The following is a 22,772-nucleotide window of genomic DNA, read 5'->3' as shown; positions in this document are numbered from 1 at the left end:
GGTCGTCGGGCTCGGATCGGTCGCGGAGCGGGGGCGGGTGTCGGGCCGGGATCGGCCAAGCCGGGCTGATCGCCGAACCCGGACTGGTCGCCGACCCGGGATTCGGCCGGGGGACCGGTCGCGGAGCGCGGGGATCGGTGGTCAGGCCCGGATCGGCCGCTGAGCCCGGGCCGGTCGCGGAGCCGGTTTGGTGGCCGCGCTCGGATTGGCCGCCGAGTTGGGGCGGGTTGCGGAGCTGGGAGGGGTGGCGGCGCGCGGCGTGGTTGTCGAGCCGGGATCAGTCGGTCAGTCCAGGCTGGTCGCCGGGTCGGGATCGGTTGCGCCGGGGCCTGTCGCCGTGCCCGAGCCGGTTGGTGAGTCCGGATCGGTCGCCGGGCCAGAAGCGGTCGGTGAGCCCGGACCGGTCGTCGAGGCGGGGGCGCGCGGCGAGACCTCGCCAGTGGGCGAGCAGGCGGCGCACCGCGACGGTGTCGTGGTGGCGCAGGCCCAGCACCCGGATCATGTCCTCCAGCAGCGGTTCCGCGAGGGTGATCGCGGCGGTCGGGTCGCCGCCATCGGCCCGCAGCCTCGCGCCCGACGCTCGGACGTACAGCGTGTCGTGGTGGTCCGGCCCCAACACCCGCGTCAGGTCGGCCACCAGTCGTTCGCAGGCGGCCTCCGCGCCGGGCCGGTCGCCCGCGTTGGCCTGCCACCAGAGGAGCACGTGCCGTCCTCTCAGCGTGTGCACGTGGTCCGGGCCCAGCACCCTGAGCTTGTCGGCCAGCACCTGTTCGGCGGCCGCTCGCGCGCCGGCCACGTCACCGGCGTCGCCCAGGTGCCCCGCCCGGTTGTGGCGTGCCCTCAGCGTGGCCGGGTGATCCGCGCCCAGGAGGCGGGTGCAGTCCTCCACCAGCGCGTCGTACGCCGCCACCGCGCCGGCCGAGTCACCGGAACGGCCCCGCCAGTGGGCGAGGTGGTCGCGCGCGGTGAGGGTGTCGGGGTGTCCGGGGCCCAACACCCTCGTCATGTCCCGCACCACCCCTGCCAGCTCGGTGGCCGCGCCCGCCGCGTCCCTGCTGCTCTCGCCCCGCCACTGGGCGAGGTTGCTGCGGGTGACGAGGGTGTCGGGGTGGTCCGGACCGGACACCCTGATCAAGTCCTCCAACAGCTGTTCGGTCCGGGCGGCGGCGGTCTCGTGCCCGGCCTGGCCCAGCCAGCGGGTCAGCTTGACCCGGCTGACGAGGGTGTGCGGGTGGTCGGGCCCCAGCGCCCGCGTCGCGTCGGCCACCAACTGCTCCAGCTCGGTCACCGCGGCCGCGGTGTCGCCCGCCTCGCCATGCCAGGTGGCCAGGTTGGCTCGCGCCATCAACGCGTCCGGGTGGTCCGGCCCGACCGCCTGGCCGACCCGCCGCACCAGCTCCTCGGTGGTCGCGGTGGCGCCGGCGAGGTCGCCGTTCTGGCCGAGCCACACCGCGAGGTTGGCCCGTGCCGTGAGGGTGTGCGGGTGATCGGGGCCCAGCACGTCGACGCAGTCCCGCAGCACCTGCTCGGTCGCGGCCGCCGCGCCGGCGAAGTCACCGGTCTCGCCGAGCCACTGCGCGGCCTTCGCGCGGATCACGAGCGTCTCGACGTGCCGCGAACCCAGGTGGCGCTCCGCTTGTTCCCGCAACGCTTCGAACTGCACCCGCGCGTCATCGACCGCGCCCGCCGCACCGAGGCTGTCGGCGGCCCGGCACAGCACCCCGTGCGCGCCCACCGCCCACAACTCGGACTCCGCGACCGCCCGCAACGCGGCCGTGTTGGCGCGCAGGGCCGACACCAGGTCCGCGTCCCGGGTGAACTCCGGCCACACCTCGTCGAGGGCCTGAGCGGCGGCGTCCACGACCTCGTCCAGCACGCCCCCGTCCGCCGCGAACGCCTCACGCGCGGCGCGCTGCACCAAGGCGTGCATCCGCACCTCCCGGTGCCGCGCCGCCCGGTCCCAGGTGAGCAGGTTCAACCGGTGCAGGCACCACAACGCGTCCCTGGTGTCGTCCGCGTCCACCTCACGGCCCGTCGCACGGCTCAGGTGCGCGGTCACCGCCCCGGTGGCGAACACCTCGGCCGGGATGCCCGCCGGGTCCAGCAGCGACGCCACCCGCATCACGTGACCCGCCACGCCGACCGGGTCGAGCCCGTCGGCCAGCTCCACCGACAACGTCCAGGTCGCGGCGAGGACGTCGCGGTGGTCGTCGGTGAACTCGTCGGGTCCGGGCAGGACCTCGCGCAGCGTGCGGCGTCGATCCGCGAGCCGGTCGCGGTACCGCGCGCACGTCAGGTCGCGGTTGACCAGGTAGGCCACGGCCTGCGCCAGGGCCAGCGGTATGCGCTCCAAGTCCTCGGCCAGCTCCGCCGCGCCCGGTGACAGGTGCGGTGTCGGGGCGAGCTTCGCCGCCAGGTAGGCCGCGGCCTCGTCGGCGGTGAACACCTCGACCTCGACCAGCTCGCGGTCCGCCCGCAGCAGGCTGGGGTCGCGGCGACGCGTGGTGATCAGCACCTGCCCGTGCGGGGAGGTCGGCGGCCACAGGTCGTGCAGGTGCTCGGGGCTGCGCAGGTCGTCCAGGACGACCAGCCACCGCTCACCGGAGCCGGCCAGCCACTCGCGCAGCCGCAGCGCGGCCACCTCCGGGTTCGGGAACGCCGTGCCCAGCACCCGGCTCGCGGCCTCCGCGTAGGACGACAGGACCGACTCGCGCGTGCTCGCCGACACCCACATCGCCAGGCGCAGGTCCGGGTCGGCCCACCGCCGGGCGGCGTGGTGCGCGGCCAGTTGCGTCTTGCCCATGCCGCCGTTGCCGGACAGCACCAGCGTCGCGCCGCCGTGACGGTCCAGCCGTTCGACCTGCTCCCGTGCCTGGAACCCGTCGGCGAGCATCGCCGGCACGCCCACGCGCACGCCGGCGGCACCGGGCCGCGGCAACTCCAGCAACGCGTGCAGCACGGCCGCTTCCAGCTCACCGGGTGAGGACACCGTGGCGACGGTCAGCCCGCTGTCGCGCAACCGCTGCCGGAACCGCTCCTGCCGGGGGCCGTGCTCCAGGTCCCGCATCAGCTCGGCCGGTCCTTCGGTGTCGTCACCGAGCAGGAACACCAGGCGCGGCAAGCGCGACTCGCCGGCCGCCTCGAACTCCAGCTCGGTGTAGGACACCTCCGGCCGGTCGCGCACCGGCGAGCCGTACCGGAAGCCCGCCACCAGGACGTAGACGTCCGCCGCCGCCACGGCCTCGACGCACACCGCGGCAGGCGGCCGGTCCCGGGCCGGGAAGTACGCCATGTCCACCACGGCGTCCCGGGCCTTCGCCACCGCCGACTCGACGGCGTCGACGAACGACCGGCCGGACGGCTGGCGGCGCAGCTCGGACGTGTGGCTGACGAACACCCGCCGAGCCGTCCGCCCCACCACCGGCACACCCCGTTCCCACGACCGCCGCCAGGTGAATCATCCTCCTCCGCGGCGGCGGCGGAACCCGCCGGACGCCTCAGCCCGCCTCGCGGCTCAGGTGCTCCCACTTGGCCAGCTCGTCCGCGCGCGACTGCGCCAGCTGCCCGACCATGTCGTAGGCGGTGCCGCCCAGCACCAGCCGCTTCGGCGGCTCGGGCAGGTCGACCACCCGCATCAGCACGGCCGCGGCGAGCCGCGGGTCGCAGTCCTCCGACTCGGCCCACAACCCGTGCAGCCAGGTGCGCAGCGGCGCGTAGGCGGGGTTCTCGTCGGTCATCGTCAGGCCGCGGGTGAACAGGTCGGTTCGGTAGCCGCCCGGTTGCAGGATCGTCACCTTGATCCCGAAGCGCTCGACCTCCATCGCCAACGCCTCGCTCACCGCGTCCAGCGCCGCCTTGCCCGCGCTGTACAGGCCGGTCGCCGCGAAGCCGCCCGCCGAGCCCATGGAGGAGACCTGCACGATGTGACCCGAGCCCTGCTCGCGCAGCAGCGGGACCACCGCCTGGTCCACCCACAGGGCACCGAAGAAGTTGGTGTCCAAGTGGGCGCGGGCCTGTTCCTCGGTGACCTCCTCGACCATGCCCAGCACCACGCCGCCCGCGTTGTTGACGACGACGTCGAGCCGGCCGAACTCGGCGAAGGCACGCCGCACCCCGGCGACGACCGCCTGCCGGTCGGCGACGTCCAACGGGAAGGCGACGAGCCGGCCGCCGGAGGCGGAGACCAGGTCGGCCAGCGGTGTGACGTCGCGGGCGACGCCGACGACCCGGTCGCCCGCCGCGAGCGCGGCCTCGGTGAACGCACGGCCCAGGCCGCGGGACGCGCCGGTGATGAACCAGGTGCGAGGGTCGGTGTGGTCGCGCGTCATGACAGCTCCCCAGTATCTAGACGAGACGTCTCGTCTCGGTCGACGCGTACTGTAGGCACACGCTCGGGCACGAGTCAAGACGAACCGTCTCGTTCCAGTAGAGTGCCGCCATGGCCAGCCCCACGCCGAACCGCACCCGCCGCAGCGAACGGTCCCGCGTCGCGATCCTGACCGCGACGCGCGAGCTCATCGGCGAGCTCGGGTACGCCAAGCTGACCATCGAGGCCATCGCCGCGCGCGCCGGCGTCGGCAAGCAGACGATCTACCGCTGGTGGCCGTCCAAGGGCGCGGTGGTGTTCGACTCGCTGCTGGCGTTGAGCGAGCACCCCGACGGCGGCATCGAGCTGCCGGACACCGGCGACGTCGAAGCCGACCTCAAAGCCGTCCTGCGCGCGACCGCGGCCGAGTTCGCCGACCCCGCGTTCGAAGCCCCGATCCGGGCGTTGAACACCGAGATCATCAACGACCCCGACCTCGCCGCGCTCTACCGGGAGAAGATGGAGCAGCCGATGCGCGCGGCGAAGCTGCGGCTGCTGCGCAGCGCTCAGGACGCGGGCCAGCTCGCCGCCGACGCCGACCTCGACCTCGTGCTCGACCTGCTGTACGCGCCGCTGGCCCAGCGCTGGCTGCTGCGTTCCGGCCCGCTGGACGACGGGTTCGCCGACGCGCTGGTCGACGCCGTGCTGCGCGCGTTCCGCCCCGCGTGACGCCGGGCACCCGGTGGCCGGACGCACCCGCCGCCCGGCGAAATCCGGGTGCGCCACGGCCACGGCCCGCCCTACCCTCGGGCACGTGATGCAGCACCTGTTCTTCCTCTGAGGGACGACGCCTCCACCGGTACCGCGGTTCGCGCTACCGGCCTTCGTCCTTCCCGCTCATCACCTTCACCGGAGGCAGTTCCTTCATGGCGTCCCAGCTTTCGCCCGCGCTCGTGCGCGCGGCGCACGTCCGCGCGTCCGACGTGCACCTCTCCTTCGGCGGCCGGCCCGTGCTCGCCGGCGTCGACCTCGTCGCCGCGGCCGGTGACCGGCTCGCCGTGGTCGGCGAGAACGGCCGCGGCAAGACCTCCCTGCTGCGCGTGCTCGCGGGTGACCTGCCCGCCGACCGCGGCGAGGTGCGCCGCGCGGGCTCGGTCGGCGTCGCCGACCAGCAGATCCCGCTCGACGCCACGCACACCGTCGGCGACCTGATCGACCTCGAACTGGCCGGCGTGCGCGACGTCCTGGCCCGCTTGGAACGCGCCACCGACGCGCTCGCCGCCGGACGCCCCGGCGCGGACGACGCCTACGCCGCCGTGCTCGCGGAGGCCGAGGCGCTCGACGCGTGGGACGCCGACCGGCGGGTCGAGGTGTCGCTGGCGGCGCTGGACGCCGTGGCCGACCGGGCGCGGACGCTCGGCACCCTGTCGGTCGGGCAGCGCCACCGGGTGCGGCTGGCGTGCCTGCTCGGCGCGGGCCACGCCGTGCTGCTGCTGGACGAGCCGACCAACCACCTCGACGCGGCCGGGCTGGACCACCTCACCGAACGGCTGCGCGCCCACCCGGGCGTGGTCGTGCTGGTCAGCCACGACCGGGCGCTGCTGGCCGACGTGGCCACCGCGGTGGTCGACCTCGACCCGTCCAGCGACGGCCGGCCGCGCGTCCACGGCGGCGGTTACGCCGGCTACCTGGAGGCCCGGCGGGCCGAACGCGCCCGGTGGGAGGCACTGCACGCCGAGCAGGTCGCCGAGCGGCAGCGGCTGGCCGACGACCTGTCCGCGGCGCGGAACCGGCTGCGCGACAACTGGCGGCCCGACAAGGGCCACGGCAGGCACACCCGCGCGACGCGGGCGCCGGGCCTGGTGCGCGCGGTGCACCGGCGGCAGGAAGAGCTGGACGCGCACGTGGTGGAGGTCCCGCCGCCGCCGACCCGGTTCGCCATGCCGGAGCTGCCCGAGCACCCCGGCGCGACGTTGCTGCGGGCGCAGGGCGTCACCGTGGCCGGCAGGCTCACCCGCCCGGTCGACCTGGCCGTGCGCTCGGGCGACCGGCTCGTGGTCACCGGCCCGAACGGCGCGGGCAAGTCGACGTTGCTGGCCGTGCTGGCCGGCCGGGTGGGGGCGAGCACGGGCACGTGCACGCGGTCTGGGCGGGTCGGGTGGTTGGGCCAGGAATCCGACCCGCCCGGCCGACGCACGGCGGCCGAGCTGCACGACGAACGACTGGCCCGCTGCGGGACGGCCGGACCGGGCCTGGCCGACCTGGGCCTGCTCGCCTCCCACGACCGGGACCGGCCGGTGGCGGAGCTGTCGGTCGGCGCGCGGAGGCGGCTGGACCTGGCGCTGGTCCTGGCCTCCCGGCCGCACGTGCTGCTGCTGGACGAGCCGACCAACCACCTGTCGGCGGCGCTGGTCGACGAACTGACCGCCGCCCTGGACTCCACCCCGGCCGCCGTGGTGATCGCCACCCACGACCGGCAACTCTTGCGCGACACGGAGTCCTGGCCCCGCCTGGCCCTGTGAGCGGAGGGGGACGCCGGGCCCGGCGTCCCCCTCGGGGTGGGCCCGTCGCCCCGGATCACTCGGCCGGGATCCGCCCGGTGCCGCTGCTCAGCGGTGCCGGCCAGGCGGCGACGTCCGCCGGGTCCTCCGGGGCGGTGGGGCACAGGACGTAGTGGCGAGGGGTCAGGGTGTTCAGGTGGTCCGGCAACGCGGCCAGGCAGCGGGCGTGGGCCTGCTCCGGGGTGGTGATCGCGTCGGTGGCGGTCAGGTAGGCGACCAGGTCGTGGTCCCCGGCCGAGCGGAAGATCCGGGCCGTCGAGGGCGCGAGGGCCTCGTCCAGGAGTCGTTGCGTCTCGGCCAGGTCGACCCAGCAGTTGTCGACCAGCACCCAGTCCGGGGTGCGGGCGATCGGCTCCAGGCCGACCAGGTCGCGGATGCGGTCGGCGGTCAGGTCACCGCCGGCGGCACCGACGAGGAGGCGTTCGACCGCCAGCAACAACGACTCCACCTCCGCCTGCGGCACGAGGCCGGTGTCCGCGCTCCACAGGTCGAGCCGCAGGCGGTCGTCCACGCCGGTCAGGCCGAACCTCACCGGCGTGCCGTTGCGGTGCACCGGGCGCCGGGTCAGCTCGGTCCGCGCCAACGCGGCGGTGATCTGCTCCGGGCGGTGCTTCACCCCCGCGTTGGCGCCGGACCAGGACTCCGGCACGAGGCTGTTGAACAACGGGTCGTAGAGGAACCGCAGACCCCGTTCGTGCTCGATCCGCTCACCCATCGCGGCCCGCTCCGCGCCGTCGTACCTGGCGTGCCTGCTGGCCTCCAGCACCGCCGTCCACGTGTGCTTGGCCAAGGCGTCGAAGCCGCGATCACCGACCTCGACCGTCACCAGCGCGCCCTGCGCCAACGTGCCGACGTACCCGGCCAGGCGGCGGTCGAAGCGGTTGCTCGACAGCAGCGGGAACACCAGCTCCCGGTACCCGGTGCGCCGGGCGAGCACCGCGCAGACGGCGCTGAGCACGACGGCCGACCGGCTGGCCCGGGTGCGTGCCGCGACCTGCCGCACCGCCATCGCCGCCGCCGGGGACGACAGCTCCACCGCCAGTGACTCGCCGGTCGGCCGTGCGCCCGGCAACGCGTAAAGGCACCGGGGTATCCGCAACGACTGCTCCCGCACGTAGTCGAGCGCGGCCCGGGTGCGGCGCCGCTCGACCGGCGTGGCCTCCAGCTCGGCCTGGTCCAGCGGCTGGTGGCGCGGCGGGCCCACCTGGCGCCGCGCGGGGTCGGCGAGCAGCTCGGCGAACTCGCGCTTGACCACCTCGATCGCGCCGAGGTCCACGGCCAGGTGCGAGAACCCGGCGGCGCACGCGACGACCACCCCGTCCTCGCCCGTGGCCACCGCGAGCCGCACCGCCGTGGCCACCGTGCCGCGCCGCTCCCGCAGCCACGCCACGAGCTTCCCGGCGACGGTGGAACGGTCGGCCGGCCCCCACGCCCCTTCGCCGAGCGAGCACACCTCGACCGTCAGCACGCCGGTCGCCGCGACCACCTGGCGCGGGTGCTCGCCGAACTCGTACGTGGTCCGCAGCCCCTCGTGCCTGGCCACCAGCACGGCGACCGCCTCGGCCACGTCCTCGGTGGACACGCCGTCGGGCACGGGCAGCTCGACGCACAGCACCGCCGCGACGTGGTCGGGCGTGAGCTTGAGCCACTGCACGGTGTTGAGCTGGCCGAGGGTCAGCGGACCCGCGCCCGCCCGGTGCCCGGTGAACGCCACCGGGAGCGAGCCGACCCGGGTCAGCCGCACCCGCCGCCGGCGGGGCCGGTCGGTGTCGAAGGAGGTCGTCATCGCCGGTCAGCCGATCAGCTCGCGCAGGGCGGCCACGCCGGCGTGCTCGCGCACCGCGCCCACCGAGGACTCCGGCCAGCCCGCGATCGGCGACCGCCCGTCCGACCGGACCACGTCCAGCGGACCCCGGTACGGCTGTGGCCGCCAGTCGCGGAGGGCGTCCTGGTTGGCCTGCCACACGCGCCACGCCCGCGTCACGAACGCCGGCGTCTCGTCCGGCGGCACGAGCCCGCGCGCCCGCCACCGGTCCACGACCTCGGCCGGGTCCGGCACGGGCCCGGTGAACCCCGGCTCGTCGACCCCGTCCACCAGGTCGTCGTCGATCACCGCCAGCAGCCGGACGTCGTCGAGCCGCGCGGCCATGTCGTGGGCGATCGCCGCGCCGGTCGAGCAGCCGCCGAGGAAGTAGGGGCCGGTGGGCCGCACCGACCGGACCGCGTCGAGGTATGCGCGGGCCAGGGCCGGGACCGCGCGCAACGGGTCCGCGTCCGCGTGCAGGCCGGTCGCCTGCAACCCGAACACGGTGAACTCCTCGCCCAGCGCCTGGGCCACCTGGCAGTACGCACCGACCTGCCCGTTGGCCGGGTGGACCAGGAACAGCGGCGGCCGGGTGCCGTCACCGCGCTGGAGCAGGACCAGCGGGTCGGCCAGGAGCGCGTTGCGGTCGCGCAACCGCGTGGCGAGACCCTCGATGGTCGGGTGCTCGGCCATCACGTTCAACGGCAGTTGGACGCCGAACTCCTCGAACACCGCGTTGACCACGCGGGCCGCGTCCAGCGAGTTGCCGCCCAGCTCGAAGAAGTTCTCCCCGACGCCGACGGCGAACCCGATCACCTCCTGCCACTGCCGGGCCAGCCACAGCTCCACCGGCGTGCGGGGGTGCCGGTAGCCGGTGTCGAGCACGTCGTCCGCGGTCGGGTTCATCGTGTGGGTGCACCGCCCTCGTGGCCGGCGGCGAGCCGCCAGCGTTGGACCTTCCCGGCCGCCGACCGGGGGAGCCGGTCGACGAACGTGAAGTGCTTCGGGATCTTGTAGCCGGCCAGCCGCCGACCGCAGTGCGCGGCGAGGTCGGCCTTGCGGACGTTCGCCTCCGGCCGCAGCACCACGTGCACGCCGACGACCGACCCGAGCGCCGGGTGGGGCACGGCGACGGCGACGGCGTCGACCACCGCCGGGTGGGCCAGCAGCGCGGCCTCGACCTCGTCCGGGTCGACCTTCTCCCCGCCCACGTTGATCGTGCCGTGCGCGCGGGGTTCGAGGTACAGGTAGCCGTCGGGGTCGACCCGGCCGCGGTCGCCGACGGTGGCGAACCCGTCCGGGGTGGCGCGGACCACCTGGTCGTTGACGTAGTCGGACCGGCCGACGCGCTGCGGCGTGCGCATGAACACGGTGCCGGACGCGCCCGGCGGCACCGGCCGGCCGGAGTCGTCCAGGACGCGCAACTGGGTCAGCACGCCACGCCCGACCGTGCCCGGCCGGGCCAGCCACTCGTCACCGCGGGCCAGCGTCACGCCGATGCCCTCGGTCGCCCCGTACAGCTCGAAGACCCGTTCCGGGCCCAGCAGGTCGATCCACCCGCGCTTGGTGTCGTCGTCGCAACGGGCCGCGGTGTGCAGCAGCGCCCGCAGGCTCTCGAAGCTCTCCCGGTCCGGGCGCGCGAGCTTGAGGATCTCGCGCATGTGCGTCGGCGTCAACTGCACCCACTCGACCCGGTGCCGCCGCAGCAGCTCCACCGTCCACTGGGGAGCGAAGAACGGTTGCAGCACGACGGTGTTCATGTCCAGCAACGCGTCCACGAACACCGTGAACGGCACGGCGTGGTACAGCGGGCCGACGATGAGCTGCCGCTGACCGGTCCGCCAGCCGGTTTGCCGGATCACCAGCGACGGTGTGCGGGCCGGGTCGTAGCGCAGGGGACCGGGTTTCGCCGAGATCTTCGGCACGCCCGTGCTCGCGCCGGTCGCCAGCAGGTACGCGACCGGCTCGCCGTGCGGCACCGGCGCGGTCGCGACCGGTGACGGGCCGCCCACCACGTGCACGTGGCCGAACCTGCGCCCGAGCAGTCCGAACAGGACGTCCCGTTCGGCCTGCGGCGTGGCCGGGTTGAGGGGGAAGACGGCGACCTCGGCCGCCAGCGCCGCCGCGATGGCGGTGGCCGCGGCCACCGTGTTGGCCGCCTCCACGACGACGCACGACTCGACGCCCGGGTCGAGCGCCGCCCGCAGCGCCGCCACCCCGTCCGCGACGGACTCGGCCAGTTCCCGCCACGTCACGGACTGCTCGGCCAGGTCCGCGTCGAACCCGACGAGCGCCGTCCGCTCGGGCTCGGCGCGGGCGATCGCGGTGATCCGCTCCTGCACGGAGAGGCTCATCGCTACCGCAGCATCTCGGCCAGCCGGCGGACGCTGGACGCGCTCATGAACTCGTACACGTCCAGCGGGCGGTCGAACTCCGCCTCGATGGCGGCGATGATGCCGAGCGCGGACAGCGAATCACCGCCCAGCTCCAGGAAGTCGTCGGTCGCGCCGACCGGCCGCACGTCCATCTGCGCCGACCAGATCTCCGCGACCCGCCGCTCCACGTCGTCGCGCGGGTCCTCGAACAGCGCGCACCGACCGTCCGCGACCGCCGCCGCCAGCTCCTCCACGTCCACCGCGCCGCCCGCCAACGGCACCCGATCCACGACCAGCACGCCGTTGAGCCCGCAGTCCTCGCCGAGCTGCCGCCGCACGTGGTTGCGCAGCACCGGCCCGCTCAGGTACTCCATCAGCTCCACGGCGGCGACGGTGACGTCCCGCCCGTCATGGGGCACGACCGCGACCTCGGCCCGGCCGACGCCCGGATGCGCCGACAGCACGGCGGCTATCTCGGCCATGCTCACCATGTGCGCTCTCCCATCAGCAGTTCGGCGACGAGGCCGTGCACCTCGGCCTCGCGCAGCAGGTCGGTGTGCGACACGTCCAGCGCGAGCGTGCGGGTGGCGTCGGCGGGTGGCTGGCGGTCCTTCGAGGACACGAACAGCGGTGTGCCGCGGCGGGCGTCGAAACCGCCCTGGCCCGCCAGGAGCAGGAACTCCACGTACGCGGTGAACCCGCCGGTGAGCTGCCGCCGGAAGAACTCGTTGAGCGAGAGCCTGCGGGCCACCTCGCCCATCAACCCGTCGTAGTGCTCGACCAGCGCGGCGGCGATGCGGGGTAGGTCGTCCGGGTGCGCCTCGACCAGACCGTCGGCCAACGACCGCGCGCCGTCCAGCTCGTCGGCGGTCAGGTGGTCGGCCGAGGTCGCGAGCGCGTTGGTGAACTCGTGGGCGATCGAGCCGGCGCTGGTCGTCACGGCGTCGAACAGCACGGTCGCGGGCGTCGGGCCGGACTCGGCGACCGCGTCGGCGACCGCGGGCACCAGGGCGGCCCCGGCGCAGTAGCCCAGCACGGCGCGGACCGGGCGGCCGGTCGACGACACCTCCGCCACCCAGCGGTCGACGCACGCGCCCAGCGCACCCTCGCCCGGCTGGGTTATGTGCAGGAAGCAGGCGTCCGCCGTGACGCCGGCCGCCAGCTCGGCGAAGCCCGCCGCGGCCCGCCCGCCCGGGAAGTCCAGGCACAGCACGAGGTCGGCACCCCGCTCGGCCAACAGCCGCCAGTGGGTCAGTTCCACGGTCCGACCTCCCGCGTCCGCACGGCCGCCGTCAGCGCCCGGTAGTCGACCTTGCCGCCTGCTGTCTGGGGCAGGCGGTCGACGTGGCGGACCACGACGTGCTTGGCCGGCACGCCCAGCGCCTCGGCCAGCCGCCGGCGCTGCCCCTCGTGCACGGCCGGGTCGCCCGCACCGAACAGGTACACCACGTCGTCCTCACCACCCACCACCGCGGCGGGGTGGTCCGGCCGCTCCACCAGCCGCTCCAGGTCGTCCAGGCTCGTGCGGACGCCGAGCACCTTCACGATGCGCTTGGTGCGGCCGGTCAGGTACAGGTAGCCGTCACGCAGGTAGCCGAGGTCACCGGTGTCCAGGACGTCCACCTCCGCGCCCCGGGCCAGGTCCTCGCGCCCGGTCGCGTACCCCAGCATGACCCCCGGTCCCCGGTAGTGGACCGCGCCCTCGCCGGGCCGCGCGCGGTCGTGCACCCGCGTCTGCTCGACCGTGATGGTGCCGCCGGGCACCGCGACCCCGACCGAACCGAGGCGGTCCGGCAGGTCGGCCGGGTCCAGGCAGGCGATCCGCGAGGTCGCCTCGGTCTGGCCGTACATCGGGAAGAACCGGCCCTGCCGCCGTCGCATCAGCTCCGCGAACCGCAACGTGAGCTCGTCGCCCAGCCATGCGCCCGCCTGCGTCATCGTGCGGATCCGTGTGCGCGCCAACAGGTTCTCGTGCGCCGGGCCGAACGCCGCGTAGGTCGTCGGCACGGCGGCGAACGACGTGGCGCCCGCCCTGGTCAAGTGGTCCCACGTGGCCAGCGACAGCGGTGACCGGTCGGTGAGCACGATGCTCGCGCCCGCCAGCAGGTGGCTGTTCACGATCGACAGGCCGTAGGCGCGGGTGATCGGCAACGTGGTCGGCGCGCGCTCGGCGGCGGTGATGCCCAGTGCGCGGACGACCGCGGCCGAGTTGCCCGCCAGCCCGCCGTAGGACAGGCGCACCGCTTTCGGGCTGCCCGTCGTGCCCGAGGTGGCCAGCAACAACGCCGTGTCCGCGAAGATGTCGTCGGCCGGCCCCGCCGCCCGGCGGCGAAACATTTTCGAACCGTCGAACAACCGGCCGACGGGTTCGTAACCGAGGTCGGGCAGATTTTCCGCACCGTCCGCGGCGGGCACGACGAACTCCGGTCGGTACTTCGAAACAATTTCGGAAGAACTGGGCAGGAATGCGACCGTGTGGCCTAGTCGCAGTGCCGCGAGATAGGTCACCAGCGTCGGCAGGTCACGGTCGCCCGCGCACAGCACCAACGCTTTGCCGTCGTGGCGCAACGCCCTTTCGGCCTGACGGACCAGTTCCGCCAAATCGCCGTAAGACAGCGTCCGACCGCCGACGAGGTGCACGGCCGGCGCCCGCGGCGGCGCCTGTTCGTGCGTCACGAGATCGAGCGTCGCCGGCGGCATGGGCACATTCTGCGGTCTGCGCCGAACCGCGGTCCATAGCCCGTATGCGGGGCGGAAGTCGTGCTTGACGGCCTCGACCCCGGTCGGGCACATTCCCGTTGACCTCCCGGAGAAGGGAAGCGCTCGCCATGACTTCAGAGATCCGCCAGTTCCTTTTCGAATCGTTGACGGTCATGAAGTACAGCACCGCCGACATGGACGACGACACGGTGTTGGGCCCGGCCGGAGCCGACCTCGAATCACTGGCCCTGGCCGAGCTCTCCCTGCGGGTCGAGGACCACTTCGGCGTCCGGTTCGAGGAGGACGAGGCCGAGATGTTCGCGGCCATGACGGTCGGCGAGTTCTGCGCCGAGGTCGCGCGGCGCGTGCAGACCGCCTCCGCGACGTGAGCCGCGGCGTTGCCGTGACGGGGATCGGGCTGGTCAGCCCGGTCGGCACGGTGGTGGAGGAGGTGTTCGACGCGGTCTGCGCCGGCCGGTCCGCGCTCGTGCGCCCGCCGGAGGGCCACGCGCTGCACGGTGTGGTGGACGTGGCCGCGATCGGCCCGGCCATCGACCCGGAGAGCGTGATCCCGCCGAAGGACGCCCGGGTAGTCGACCGCTCGATCGTGATGGCGGTGCGGGCTGCCGAAGACGCCTTGGCCGACGCCGCGATCGAGGTGGGGCGGGACGTCGACCCGTACCGCGTCGCGATCGTGCTCTCCGGCGTGGGCGGCCTGGAAACCCTGGCGCGGCAAGCCGTCGAGCGCTCGACACGGGGTCGCCTGGGCATCAGCCCGTTCATGCTGCCCGGCGTGCTGCCGAACATGGCGGCGGCCCGGGTCGCCATCAAGTTCGGGGTCCGCGGGTACACGTCCTCCTCCGGCACGGCGTGCGCGGCCGGCGGGCAGTCGATCGGCGAAGCCGTGCGCATCCTGCGGTCCGGTGAGGCGGACGTGGTGGTGTGCGGGTGCACCGAGGCCCCGCTGTTCCCGACCTTCGCCGACGCGTTCGGCAACGCGCTCGCCCTCGCGCGCGGATGGGCCGACCCGACCGCCGCCAGCCGACCGTTCGACCGCCGCCGCAACGGTTTCGTGCTCGGCGAGGGCGCCGGCGTACTGGTGCTCGAACGGGCCGAGTTCGCCCGCGCGCGGGGCGCGACCGTCCACGCGCAGGTGCTCGGTTGGGGCGCGACGAGCGACGGCTACCACCCGACCACGCCCCGCCCGGACGGCTCCAGCGCGGCGGAGAGCATGCGGCTGGCACTTCGGGATGCCGGACTGTCCACAGCCGACATCGGCTACCTCAACGCGCACGGCACCGGCACGAAAGCGGGCGACGCAGCCGAGACGATGGCGATCCGGGGCGTGTACGGCGACGACATGCCGCCGGTCAGCTCCACCAAGGGCGTCACCGGGCACATGCTCGGCGCGTCCGGGGTCGTGGAGGCGTCCATCGCGATCATGGCCCTGCGCAAGGGCGTGCTGCCGCCGACGCACAACCTGGACGACCCGGACCCGGCGTGCGACCTCGACCACGTGCGCGGCGAGCCGCGCACCACCGACGTGGCCGCGGTCATGTCGAACTCGTTCGGCTTCGGCGGCCACAACGTGAGCGTGATCCTCGGGCGCGCCGGTGGCTGAGCGGGTCACCTTCGACCGGATCGCGGTCCGGTTCTCCGGGCCCGGCGCAGGCGTGGCGCCGCTGACCTGGGGGCAGAAGGCGATCCTGCGGGACGTGCGGGCCAGCGGCTGGTCGAACAACATCAGCGGCGCCCACCCCGTGCCCGACGGCGCGACCGTCGACGGCCTGGCCGAACGCCTCGGCCGCGCGATGGGCAAGCACCCCGCGCTGCGGACCCGGCTCGGCGTGGACGCCGACGGCAGGCCGTGCCAGGTCGTGGCCGGTTCCGGCGAGGTCGACGTGGAGGTCGTGACGTTCGCCGACGAACTGGACCGCGGTGAGGCGATCGACTACGGCAACCGGCTCTGGGTCGACTGGCTGGTGGAGCCGGTCGAGCCGTGGCCGGTGCGGTTGGCCGTGATGCGGCACCGCGGCGAGGCCGCCTACCTCGTGCTCGCGATGAACCACCTGGTCGCCGACGGCACGGCCGCCCTGCTGGTGATGGCCGACCTCGGGCTCGGCGAGCTGGTCGGCCGCCGGGTGGACCCGCACGCGCCGTGGACCGCGGACCTGGCCCGGCGCGAGCAGTCGCCGCGGGCGCGGCGGATCAGCGACCGGGCCATGCGGTACTGGGAGGGACACCTGCGACGCCTGCCGCCGACCGGGTTCGGCGGCCCGAAGCAGACCCGGCCGGGCGAACGGTGCCGCATCGCGCGGTTCCACTCGCCCGCCGCGCACCTGGCCGTGCTCGCGATCGCCCGACGGACCCGGGCCGACACCTCGGCGGTGCTGCTCGCGCTGATCGCCGTCGCGATCGGGTCCGTCACCGGCGTCACCCCGCTCACCGCGAACCTCGTCACCGGCAACAGGTTCCGGCCCGGCCTGGCCGACGTCATCGGGTCGTTGAGCCAGAACGCCGTGCTCACCCTCGACCTCGACGGCACGGTGGACGACGTGGTCGGCCGGGCGCGCCAGGCGGCGACGGTCGCGTGGCTGCACGCGTACTACGACCCCGACCAACTGGACGAGCTGGTCGCCCGCCTCGACGCCGAACGCGGTCACCCGGCGGCGGTCGCCTGCCGGATCAGCGACCGCAGGTTCAGCACGCGGCCGCGAACGGACGCGATGGCCAAGGACGCCGACGTGACGCCGGCGGCGATCCGGGCCAAGCTGCCGGAGACGTTCGTGAAGTGGGACGGGCACCGCTACGACGTGGCCGAGCAGCTGTTCGTCGCGGTCGAGGACCGACCGGAGACCGTGTACCTGCAACTGGTCTACGACGCGACCGCGTTCACCGCCGTGCAGGCGGAGACCTTGTTGCGCACGGTGGAGGAGGTGGCGGTGCGGGCCGCCTTCGACCCCGGCGTGCCCACCGGGGTCACGGCCCGACCGTCCACTGTCGACTCGACGACTGGGGCGTGACGCGGGTCAGCCGAGCCCCGCGACCGCCGCGAAGCTCAGGTAGCGCAGGTCGGGGTCGTAATCGCCGACCACCACGAGGTCGGCCGGACCGTCGAACGCCTCCGCCAGGTGCCACCAGACACCGGTGATGGGCTGGCCCGCCGGCACGGCCGGGTGCTCCGGCCACACGGCCGCGAGCGCGTCGCTCAGCACGACCCGGGCGTCGCGACCGGCCGACAGCTCGGCCACCGCCCGTGCGGCGAGGTCCGGCACGGCTCCGGCGTCCACATCGGTGTGCTGGCGCAGGTCGGTCGCCCGCGCGCCCGTGCCGTCGCCGTACAGCATGGCGACCCCGCGGTGCTCGGCCGGCAGCGGAGCCACCGCGGGATAAGGAAGGCACGCCTGCTCCACCACGACCAGCAACGCCCGCCGCACGTTGTAGTCGCGGATGAGGCGAAGACCGGTGAACGGCGACGCGGTGCCCTGGTCACACACGGCGAACGACAGCGGTGTGCCGGGGCACAGGTGGCTGAGGTAGGTCGCCGTGGCCCGGCCCGGCCACACGTCGTGCACGGAGAACGCCAGCACCAGCAGGTCGACCGGTTCCGCCGCGGACACGACCGCGCCCACCAACGCCCGGGCCATCTCGCCGTAGGAGTGGCCGGACAGCCCGGGAACGGCTTCGGTCCCGAAGGGACGTGCCATGTCCGCGAAGTACGCGGTCACCTCGGCGCGGTGATCGTCGTCGGCGAGGACTTCGGCGTCACCGGCGAAACTCCTGCGCCGGGCGCGGATCAGGCGCATCCCCGGTCACCAGGGCCGGCTGTGGCCGGTGATGAACGTGGCCAGCTCGCCGACGGTGCGCAGCTCGTCCGGGCGCATCTTCTCGACGTCGATCTGGATGCCCACCTGCTCCTCGACCTCCAACAGCAGCTCCAAGCCCATCGAGGAGCTGACGCCCAGCCCGTCGGCCATGTCCAGGTCCTCGGTGATGGGCCCCTCGTGCCCCACCAACCGCTTGAGCACGGTCGTCATGGCCTCGACCACGCGGTGCCGTAGTTCCACGTCGAGCTGGGCGTCGGGTGCGGTCATGTCGGCCTCCTGGACGTGACTTCGGGGATCAGTGCTGGAACACCATCGCGGAGAACGTCGCCCCGGCTCCGGCGCCGACGGTCGCGACGAGGTAGTGGTCGCCCTCGCGCAGCAGGCCGCCTTCGGTGGCCGTGCGGTGGTTGGCGAACGCGTCGGCGCAGAACAGGTGGCCGTGGTCGGGCACGTTCGACAGCAGCACGCGCTGGACCGGGAAGTCCATCAGCAGGCACAGGCGTTGCCACGTCACGACGTTCACGTTGTGCGGCAGGACCAGCCGGATGTCGTCCAGCGCCAGACCGGCCTCGGCCACCGCCCGGCGCATGACCTCGGCCAGCGACGAGCGGTACTCGCGCTGGAACCGCTCGGACTGCTCGCCGAACTCCGCGTCGAACTCGCCGCGCTGGGCGCAGGCGTAGGAGAGCAACCGGTCACGCGGACCGTCGGCGCTGACCAGGCACGCGGCCGAACCCTCGCCGAACAACGACGTGCCGGGCAGCAGCTGGGCGTCGCGGGTGAACGCCTTCTCGCCCGTCAGCACCAGCGCCAGCGCGCCCTCGGTCGGGTCGGCGGCCAGCAGCCGCCCGGCCAGCTCGACCGCGAGCAGGCCACTTGCGCAACTCTGTTGCGTGACGGTGAAAGCCAGGGCGTGACCGAGCCCCAGCTCGCGGCACAGGTCGTGCAGCGGGTTGTGCGGGTACGGGGCCACGACGGGCATCGCGCGGCCGTGGACGACGTATCGCACGCGGTCTTCCCGGCCGCGCAAGGCGGTCAGCCCGTCGACCGCGGCGCGCAGCAGCTCGCCCAGCGACCGGTCCGGGTCGAACCGGATCCGGTCGAGCCCGTGGAACCGCCGGAAGAGCCGGACCTGGATGTCGGTGAGACCGAGCGGTTCGGCCAGGTCTTCGAGGGGAACGCGAAAAGCCGGCGTGTACACCGACACCGCGTCGAGAGCGGTCACACTTCGGGATCCCACCACGTCGTTCCGGTGAACGTCAATGTGTGCCACCATGTTGTGGTGTCGCGGTTCCTGCTCGTCGTGCTGCCGCTGCAAGGCCACCTCTACCCCATGCTCGCGATCGGGCAGGAACTCGCCCGCGCCGGGCACGACGTCGTCTGGTGCGGCCCGGAGAACGTGCTGCGCCCGCTGGTCGGTCCGGATGCGACGGTGCACCCCACCGGCGTGCGCGCCTACCGCCGTTACGACGAGGTGGGCATGGCCGGGCTGCGCGCCCTCTGGGACGGTTACCTGATCCCGTTCGCGCGCTTCACGATCGGTCCCGTCGACGAGGCGGTGCTCGCGCACCGGCCGGACGTCGTCGTGACCGAGCAGTACGCCTTGGCCGGTGGGCTCGTCGCGCACCGCCGCGGCGTGCGGTGGGCGACCCTGTGCACCGGGACGCTCGAACTGACCCCGCCCGCGGACCTGCCGGAGTTCGACGCCTTCGTCGCCGACCGGGTGGCGCGGGTGGTGGCGATGGCCGGACTGCCCGCCGACGCGCCCGTCGACCCGAGGTTCTCGCCGCACCTGGTGATCGCGTTGATGACCCGCGGCCTGGTGGGTGACGTGGAGCTGCCGGAACGCACGGTGCTCACGGGCGCGGCGCTCGGTCCCCGGCCGAACGCGCCCGACTTCCCCTGGCACCGGTGGGATCCCGACCGCCGCCACGTGCTGGTGACGGTCGGCACGCTGGTCGGGCACATGATCGGCGACTTCTACGAGCGCGCGGCGGCCGTGCTGGCGCCCATGGCGGACGAGGTGCAGGCGGTGTTCGTCACCTCCGGCGTGGCCGCGGAGTCGTTCCCGGACAACGCGATCACCGCCGAGCTGGTGCCGATGCTGGACCTGATGCCGAAGCTGGACGCGTTGGTGTGCCACGCGGGCGGCGCGGTGAACGAGGCGCTCACCTTCGGGGTACCGATGGTCGTCGCGCCGGTGCGGGCCGAGCAGGTGGCGTTGGCGCGGCAGGTGGCGCGGTCGAAGGCCGGCATCGAGGTGCCGATCCTCGACGTGACCGTGGCCGAGCTGGACGCGGCCGTCCGGGCGGTCCTGGACGAGCCCGTCTACCGGGACAACGCGCGTCGCATCGCGGCGGAGTTCGCCGCCGCCGGGGGAGCGGCCTCGGCCGCCGCCCACCTCGTCGCGTTGGCGGCCGAGGCGTGACCGGGGAGGGTGGTCGGGTGGACGGGTCGACGGTGAGCGCGTTACCGGCGGCTGAGGAGTTCGCGTGGGCCAGGCAGCGCCGGGCCGACATCCGCGCCGCGGGCGGGGTGCTGGACCTCGTGCTGCCGTTGCGGGAGGGCGGGTCCGGGCCGGCCTTGTTCTGCGCGCCGCCGTTGGTCGGCGCGAGCTGGTGCTACCTGGCGTTGTTGCCGCACCTCGTGGCCGACCACCCGGTGTACGGCCTGCAGTCGCGGGGGTTGCGCAGACCGGAACCCCTCCCGGTCGACATGGCGGAGCTGGCCCGCGACTTCGCCGACCAGATCAGGATCACCCAGCCGCACGGTCCGTATCACCTGTTCGGGTGGTCGAACGGGGGCAACACGGCACACGCCGTGGCCGAGGAGCTGGAGCGGCGCGGCCACGAGGTGGGCCTGCTCGCCATCGCCGACGCGATCCCGGACCTGCCGAACACCCTCAGCGTCGCCGACGACAACCTGTGGCTGCTGTGCGACTTCGTGCTGCGGGAGTTCGGCTACCAGCCGGTGATCGAGCCGGACGACCCGGACCCGGTGGGCCGGATGCTGGCGGTGATCAGGGCGCGGCCGGGCCTGGGCCTGCACGAGTGGCCGGACCGGCAGCTGCTCGCCCTGCCGAGGGTGATCCGCAACAACGTGGCGGTGGCGCAACGGCACCGGCCCGGCCGGGTCCGCTGCCCGGTGCTGTTCTTCGCCGCCACCGACAGCCCGCGCAGCACCGAGGTGAAGCTGGCGGCGTGGCAGGACCACGTGAGCCGACCGATCGACGTGGTCACGGTGGACTGCAAGCACGAGCACATGTTGCTGCCCGCGCCGGCCGCGCGGATCGGCGCGGGGCTCACCGCCCACCTGGCCGCGCCACCACCGCGGCCCTGACCGTCCAAAAGCGTCCGAAAGCCCGATTGCCGGCGGGGAAACGCTTACCTAGTGTCGGTGGTGAGCCCGCGACCGGACGGTTCACGAGACCGGTGGTCCCCTTCGCAGCCGACGGGCCGCGCGCACCGTCCACCCCCCGCACCGCCGCCGACGCGGAACCCCGGCCCGCCGAGACCGCCGGCGGCACCCCTCTTCCTCGACCGGGAGGTCCCATGAGTCGGGCCAACCTGCGCACCGCGTTGGCGCAGGACATGCGGGTCGGCGCGGGCAACGTGCTGCCCATGCTGCTGGAGCACGGCGCGGACCTCGACGCGCCCCGGATGACGTTCGACGTCGACGTGGACGGCATACCCGCGTGGACCCCGCTGTCGCTGCGCGATCTCACCGAACGGGTCGCCGCACGCGCGGAGTGGTTCGCCCGCAAGGGGATCGGCCGACGCGACCCGGTCGCGGTGTTCGTCACCTCGGCCGCCGACGTCTTCCTCACCTTCTTCGCGCTCAACCACCTCGGCGCGATCCCGGCGCTGATGAACGGCGGCATGCCGATCGAGGTCGCCGCCGAGTTCGTGCGCCGGCTGCGCGGGGTGGGCGTGGTGCTCGACGCCGACCACGCGGCGCTGCGGGAGCACGAACTGGGCGTGCCGGTGCTGGGCGACGCGGCCGAGATCGGCTCCGGCGACCCGCGCCAGGCCCCGCCGCCCTACCGCCACCACGACGACGACCCCGTGGCGATCACGCACTCCTCCGGCACGACCCGGACGCCGACGCCGGTCGTGCACTCGCACCACAGCCTGTTCGCCGCCGTGCGCGCGGTGCGGCTCACCGAAGCCAGGCCGCACGGGCAGGTGCGCGAGATGTCCGTGCTGCCCGCCGCGCACGCCGCCGGGATCATCGTGGTGAACCAGGCGCTCTGCAACGGCTACGAGCTGCTGTGCCTGTCCGCGCAGGGCGGGCCGTTCGAGCGCAGCGGTGAGGTGGTGCTGGACGCCATCGAGCGGTGGCGGCCGACCGGGGTGTTCGGCTTCGCCGTCACGTGGGCGGAGCTGGCGCGGTTCGACCTGTCCCGCCGCGACCTGGGCTCGGTCCGCAACTGGTCCAGCACCGGTGACTGCGCGCACGAGGCGCACATCCGGCGGCTGGTCGCGGTCGGCAGCCACCCGGTCTGGACCCCGGACGGCGTGGTCGACGCGCCCGGCTCGAAGTTCATCGACACGCTCGGCTCCACCGAGATGGGCCACAGCGCGTTCGCGATCACCCACCGGCCCGGCAGCGACCGCTACGACCGGTGCGTCGGCAAGCCGTACCCGTTCGCCGAGGTGGCGCTGCTGGACGTGACGACCGGCGAGGAGGTGCCGGTCGGCCAGGTGGGCCAGTGCGGGCTCAAGTCGCCGACGCTGGCCCCCGGCTACTGGAACGACTCGACCGCCACCTACCGCAACCGGCTCAACGGCTACTACCTCACCGGCGACCTGATGTACCGGGACGAGGAGGGCTACTACTACCACCTCGACCGGGCCAACGACGCGGTGGACCTCGGCGGCGGCGACTGGCTGTACACGGCGTTGTCCGAGGAGCGCGTCCTGGCCCGGTGCCCGGACGTCCGCGACTGCGCGGTCATCGCGACCCGGCAGGAGGACGGTCCCCCGGTCACCGACGTGCTGCTGGTGTTGCACGAGGGCGCGGACCCCGCGCTCGACCGGGGTGACGCCGTGCGGGCCGCGCTGGGCGAGGCGGTGGCGCGCACCGTGCGGCGGGTCGCCGTGGTGCCGGACGGGCAGTTGACGGTCGGCCCGACCGGGAAGGTGCGCAAGTTCCTGATGCGTCAACGGGTTCTGGCGGACGCGACCCGCGGGAGGTAGC

19 protein-coding genes are annotated in these 22,772 nt (G+C 74.1%); 8 read left to right on the top strand and 11 right to left on the bottom strand.

All coding sequences use genetic code 11. The features are described 5' to 3' along the window. Window positions 1-277: 277 nt before the first annotated feature. Together LZG04_RS16825 and LZG04_RS16820 are read right to left on the bottom strand one after the other, a co-directional pair. Window positions 278-3,418, bottom strand: a complete 3,141-nt coding sequence (locus LZG04_RS16825) for a tetratricopeptide repeat protein (protein ID WP_233817977.1) — start codon at window positions 3,416-3,418, stop codon at window positions 278-280. 79 nt (window positions 3,419-3,497) lie between these two features. Next, complete coding sequence (locus tag LZG04_RS16820; RefSeq protein WP_233817975.1) at window positions 3,498-4,328, bottom strand: SDR family NAD(P)-dependent oxidoreductase; 831 nt, start codon at window positions 4,326-4,328, stop codon at window positions 3,498-3,500. Between the two features lie 110 nt (window positions 4,329-4,438). On the opposite strand from LZG04_RS16820, the gene LZG04_RS16815 reads away from it, so the two are divergent. Beyond that, complete coding sequence (locus tag LZG04_RS16815) at window positions 4,439-5,035, top strand: TetR/AcrR family transcriptional regulator (protein WP_233817973.1); 597 nt, start codon at window positions 4,439-4,441, stop codon at window positions 5,033-5,035. A gap of 197 nt (window positions 5,036-5,232) precedes the next feature. Then, complete coding sequence (locus LZG04_RS16810; RefSeq protein ID WP_233817971.1) at window positions 5,233-6,828, top strand: ABC-F family ATP-binding cassette domain-containing protein; 1,596 nt, start codon at window positions 5,233-5,235, stop codon at window positions 6,826-6,828. Window positions 6,829-6,883: 55 nt separating this feature from the next. Here LZG04_RS16810 and LZG04_RS16805 read toward each other — a convergent pair whose 3' ends face one another. From LZG04_RS16805 to LZG04_RS16780, 6 genes are read right to left on the bottom strand one after another with little or no spacing between them, the layout of a single operon-like run. Beyond that, the gene (locus LZG04_RS16805) at window positions 6,884-8,653 is read right to left on the bottom strand and encodes a hypothetical protein (RefSeq protein WP_233817970.1); all 1,770 of its coding nucleotides are present in this window, start codon (window positions 8,651-8,653) and stop codon (window positions 6,884-6,886) included. 6 nt (window positions 8,654-8,659) lie between these two features. Further along, window positions 8,660-9,577, bottom strand: a complete 918-nt coding sequence (locus LZG04_RS16800; protein ID WP_233817967.1) for a thioesterase domain-containing protein — start codon at window positions 9,575-9,577, stop codon at window positions 8,660-8,662. Next, the gene (locus LZG04_RS16795; RefSeq protein WP_233817965.1) at window positions 9,574-11,025 is read right to left on the bottom strand and encodes an AMP-binding protein; all 1,452 of its coding nucleotides are present in this window, start codon (window positions 11,023-11,025) and stop codon (window positions 9,574-9,576) included. Before LZG04_RS16795 ends, LZG04_RS16800 begins: the two co-directional genes overlap by 4 nt. A 2-nt stretch (window positions 11,026-11,027) precedes the next feature. Then, entirely contained in the window at window positions 11,028-11,528 is a 501-nt protein-coding gene (locus LZG04_RS16790; protein WP_233817964.1) for a phosphopantetheine-binding protein, read from the bottom strand. Window positions 11,529-11,530: 2 nt separating this feature from the next. Then, window positions 11,531-12,307: a hypothetical protein gene (locus LZG04_RS16785; RefSeq protein ID WP_233817962.1), complete on the bottom strand. Its 777-nt coding sequence runs from the start codon at window positions 12,305-12,307 to the stop codon at window positions 11,531-11,533. Further along, a complete protein-coding gene (locus LZG04_RS16780) occupies window positions 12,298-13,722 on the bottom strand; it encodes an AMP-binding protein (protein ID WP_233817960.1) in 1,425 nt (474 codons plus the stop codon). Before LZG04_RS16780 ends, LZG04_RS16785 begins: the two co-directional genes overlap by 10 nt. Window positions 13,723-13,919: 197 nt before the next feature. On the opposite strand from LZG04_RS16780, the gene LZG04_RS16775 reads away from it, so the two are divergent. From LZG04_RS16775 to LZG04_RS16765, 3 genes are read left to right on the top strand one after another with little or no spacing between them, the layout of a single operon-like run. Further along, window positions 13,920-14,135 (top strand): acyl carrier protein, encoded by a 216-nt coding sequence (locus tag LZG04_RS16775; RefSeq protein ID WP_233817958.1) that lies wholly within the window; start codon window positions 13,920-13,922, stop codon window positions 14,133-14,135. Then, complete coding sequence (locus LZG04_RS16770) at window positions 14,132-15,367, top strand: beta-ketoacyl synthase (RefSeq protein ID WP_233817956.1); 1,236 nt, start codon at window positions 14,132-14,134, stop codon at window positions 15,365-15,367. The genes LZG04_RS16775 and LZG04_RS16770 overlap by 4 nt, the downstream gene beginning before the upstream one ends. Beyond that, window positions 15,360-16,769, top strand: a complete 1,410-nt coding sequence (locus tag LZG04_RS16765; protein WP_233817954.1) for a condensation domain-containing protein — start codon at window positions 15,360-15,362, stop codon at window positions 16,767-16,769. Before LZG04_RS16770 ends, LZG04_RS16765 begins: the two co-directional genes overlap by 8 nt. 6 nt (window positions 16,770-16,775) lie before the next feature. On the opposite strand, the gene LZG04_RS16760 is transcribed toward LZG04_RS16765, so the two are convergent. The 3 genes from LZG04_RS16760 to LZG04_RS16750 are packed head-to-tail and all read right to left on the bottom strand — an operon-like array spanning window position 16,776 to window position 18,798. Beyond that, window positions 16,776-17,552 carry a hypothetical protein gene (locus LZG04_RS16760; RefSeq protein WP_233817952.1) on the bottom strand — a complete coding sequence of 259 codons (777 nt, stop codon included), beginning with the start codon at window positions 17,550-17,552 and terminating at the stop codon, window positions 16,776-16,778. A 6-nt stretch (window positions 17,553-17,558) separates the two neighbouring features. After that, the gene (locus LZG04_RS16755) at window positions 17,559-17,840 is read right to left on the bottom strand and encodes a phosphopantetheine-binding protein (protein ID WP_233817950.1); all 282 of its coding nucleotides are present in this window, start codon (window positions 17,838-17,840) and stop codon (window positions 17,559-17,561) included. A 28-nt stretch (window positions 17,841-17,868) separates the two neighbouring features. Beyond that, window positions 17,869-18,798 carry a 3-oxoacyl-[acyl-carrier-protein] synthase III C-terminal domain-containing protein gene (locus tag LZG04_RS16750; RefSeq protein ID WP_233817948.1) on the bottom strand — a complete coding sequence of 310 codons (930 nt, stop codon included), beginning with the start codon at window positions 18,796-18,798 and terminating at the stop codon, window positions 17,869-17,871. A 57-nt stretch (window positions 18,799-18,855) separates the two neighbouring features. Between LZG04_RS16750 and LZG04_RS42575 the strand changes: the two genes are divergently transcribed. From LZG04_RS42575 to LZG04_RS16735, 3 genes are all read left to right on the top strand, one after another. After that, window positions 18,856-20,001, top strand: coding sequence for a glycosyltransferase (locus LZG04_RS42575; RefSeq protein ID WP_233817946.1), 1,146 nt, complete (start codon window positions 18,856-18,858; stop codon window positions 19,999-20,001). Window positions 20,002-20,018: 17 nt separating this feature from the next. After that, window positions 20,019-20,912 (top strand): thioesterase domain-containing protein, encoded by an 894-nt coding sequence (locus LZG04_RS16740; protein WP_233817944.1) that lies wholly within the window; start codon window positions 20,019-20,021, stop codon window positions 20,910-20,912. A gap of 212 nt (window positions 20,913-21,124) precedes the next feature. Then, the gene (locus LZG04_RS16735) at window positions 21,125-22,771 is read left to right on the top strand and encodes a class I adenylate-forming enzyme family protein (RefSeq protein ID WP_233817942.1); all 1,647 of its coding nucleotides are present in this window, start codon (window positions 21,125-21,127) and stop codon (window positions 22,769-22,771) included. Window position 22,772: the final 1 nt, after the last annotated feature.

Source organism: Saccharothrix sp. S26 (assembly GCF_021390395.1).
Lineage (GTDB): Bacteria > Actinomycetota > Actinomycetes > Mycobacteriales > Pseudonocardiaceae > Actinosynnema.
This window is presented reverse-complemented; position numbering and strand designations above follow the sequence as displayed.

Coding starts and splice junctions, on each gene's coding strand:
- LZG04_RS16775 (WP_233817958.1), top strand. CDS start 13,920: ATGAAGTACAGCACCGCCGACATGGACGACGACACGGTGTTGGGCCCG.
- LZG04_RS16820 (WP_233817975.1), bottom strand. CDS start 4,328: ATGACGCGCGACCACACCGACCCTCGCACCTGGTTCATCACCGGCGCG.
- LZG04_RS16805 (WP_233817970.1), bottom strand. CDS start 8,653: ATGACGACCTCCTTCGACACCGACCGGCCCCGCCGGCGGCGGGTGCGG.
- LZG04_RS16755 (WP_233817950.1), bottom strand. CDS start 17,840: ATGACCGCACCCGACGCCCAGCTCGACGTGGAACTACGGCACCGCGTG.
- LZG04_RS16735 (WP_233817942.1), top strand. CDS start 21,125: ATGAGTCGGGCCAACCTGCGCACCGCGTTGGCGCAGGACATGCGGGTC.
- LZG04_RS16760 (WP_233817952.1), bottom strand. CDS start 17,552: ATGCGCCTGATCCGCGCCCGGCGCAGGAGTTTCGCCGGTGACGCCGAA.
- LZG04_RS16815 (WP_233817973.1), top strand. CDS start 4,439: ATGGCCAGCCCCACGCCGAACCGCACCCGCCGCAGCGAACGGTCCCGC.
- LZG04_RS16790 (WP_233817964.1), bottom strand. CDS start 11,528: ATGGCCGAGATAGCCGCCGTGCTGTCGGCGCATCCGGGCGTCGGCCGG.
- LZG04_RS16795 (WP_233817965.1), bottom strand. CDS start 11,025: ATGAGCCTCTCCGTGCAGGAGCGGATCACCGCGATCGCCCGCGCCGAG.
- LZG04_RS16800 (WP_233817967.1), bottom strand. CDS start 9,577: ATGAACCCGACCGCGGACGACGTGCTCGACACCGGCTACCGGCACCCC.
- LZG04_RS16810 (WP_233817971.1), top strand. CDS start 5,233: ATGGCGTCCCAGCTTTCGCCCGCGCTCGTGCGCGCGGCGCACGTCCGC.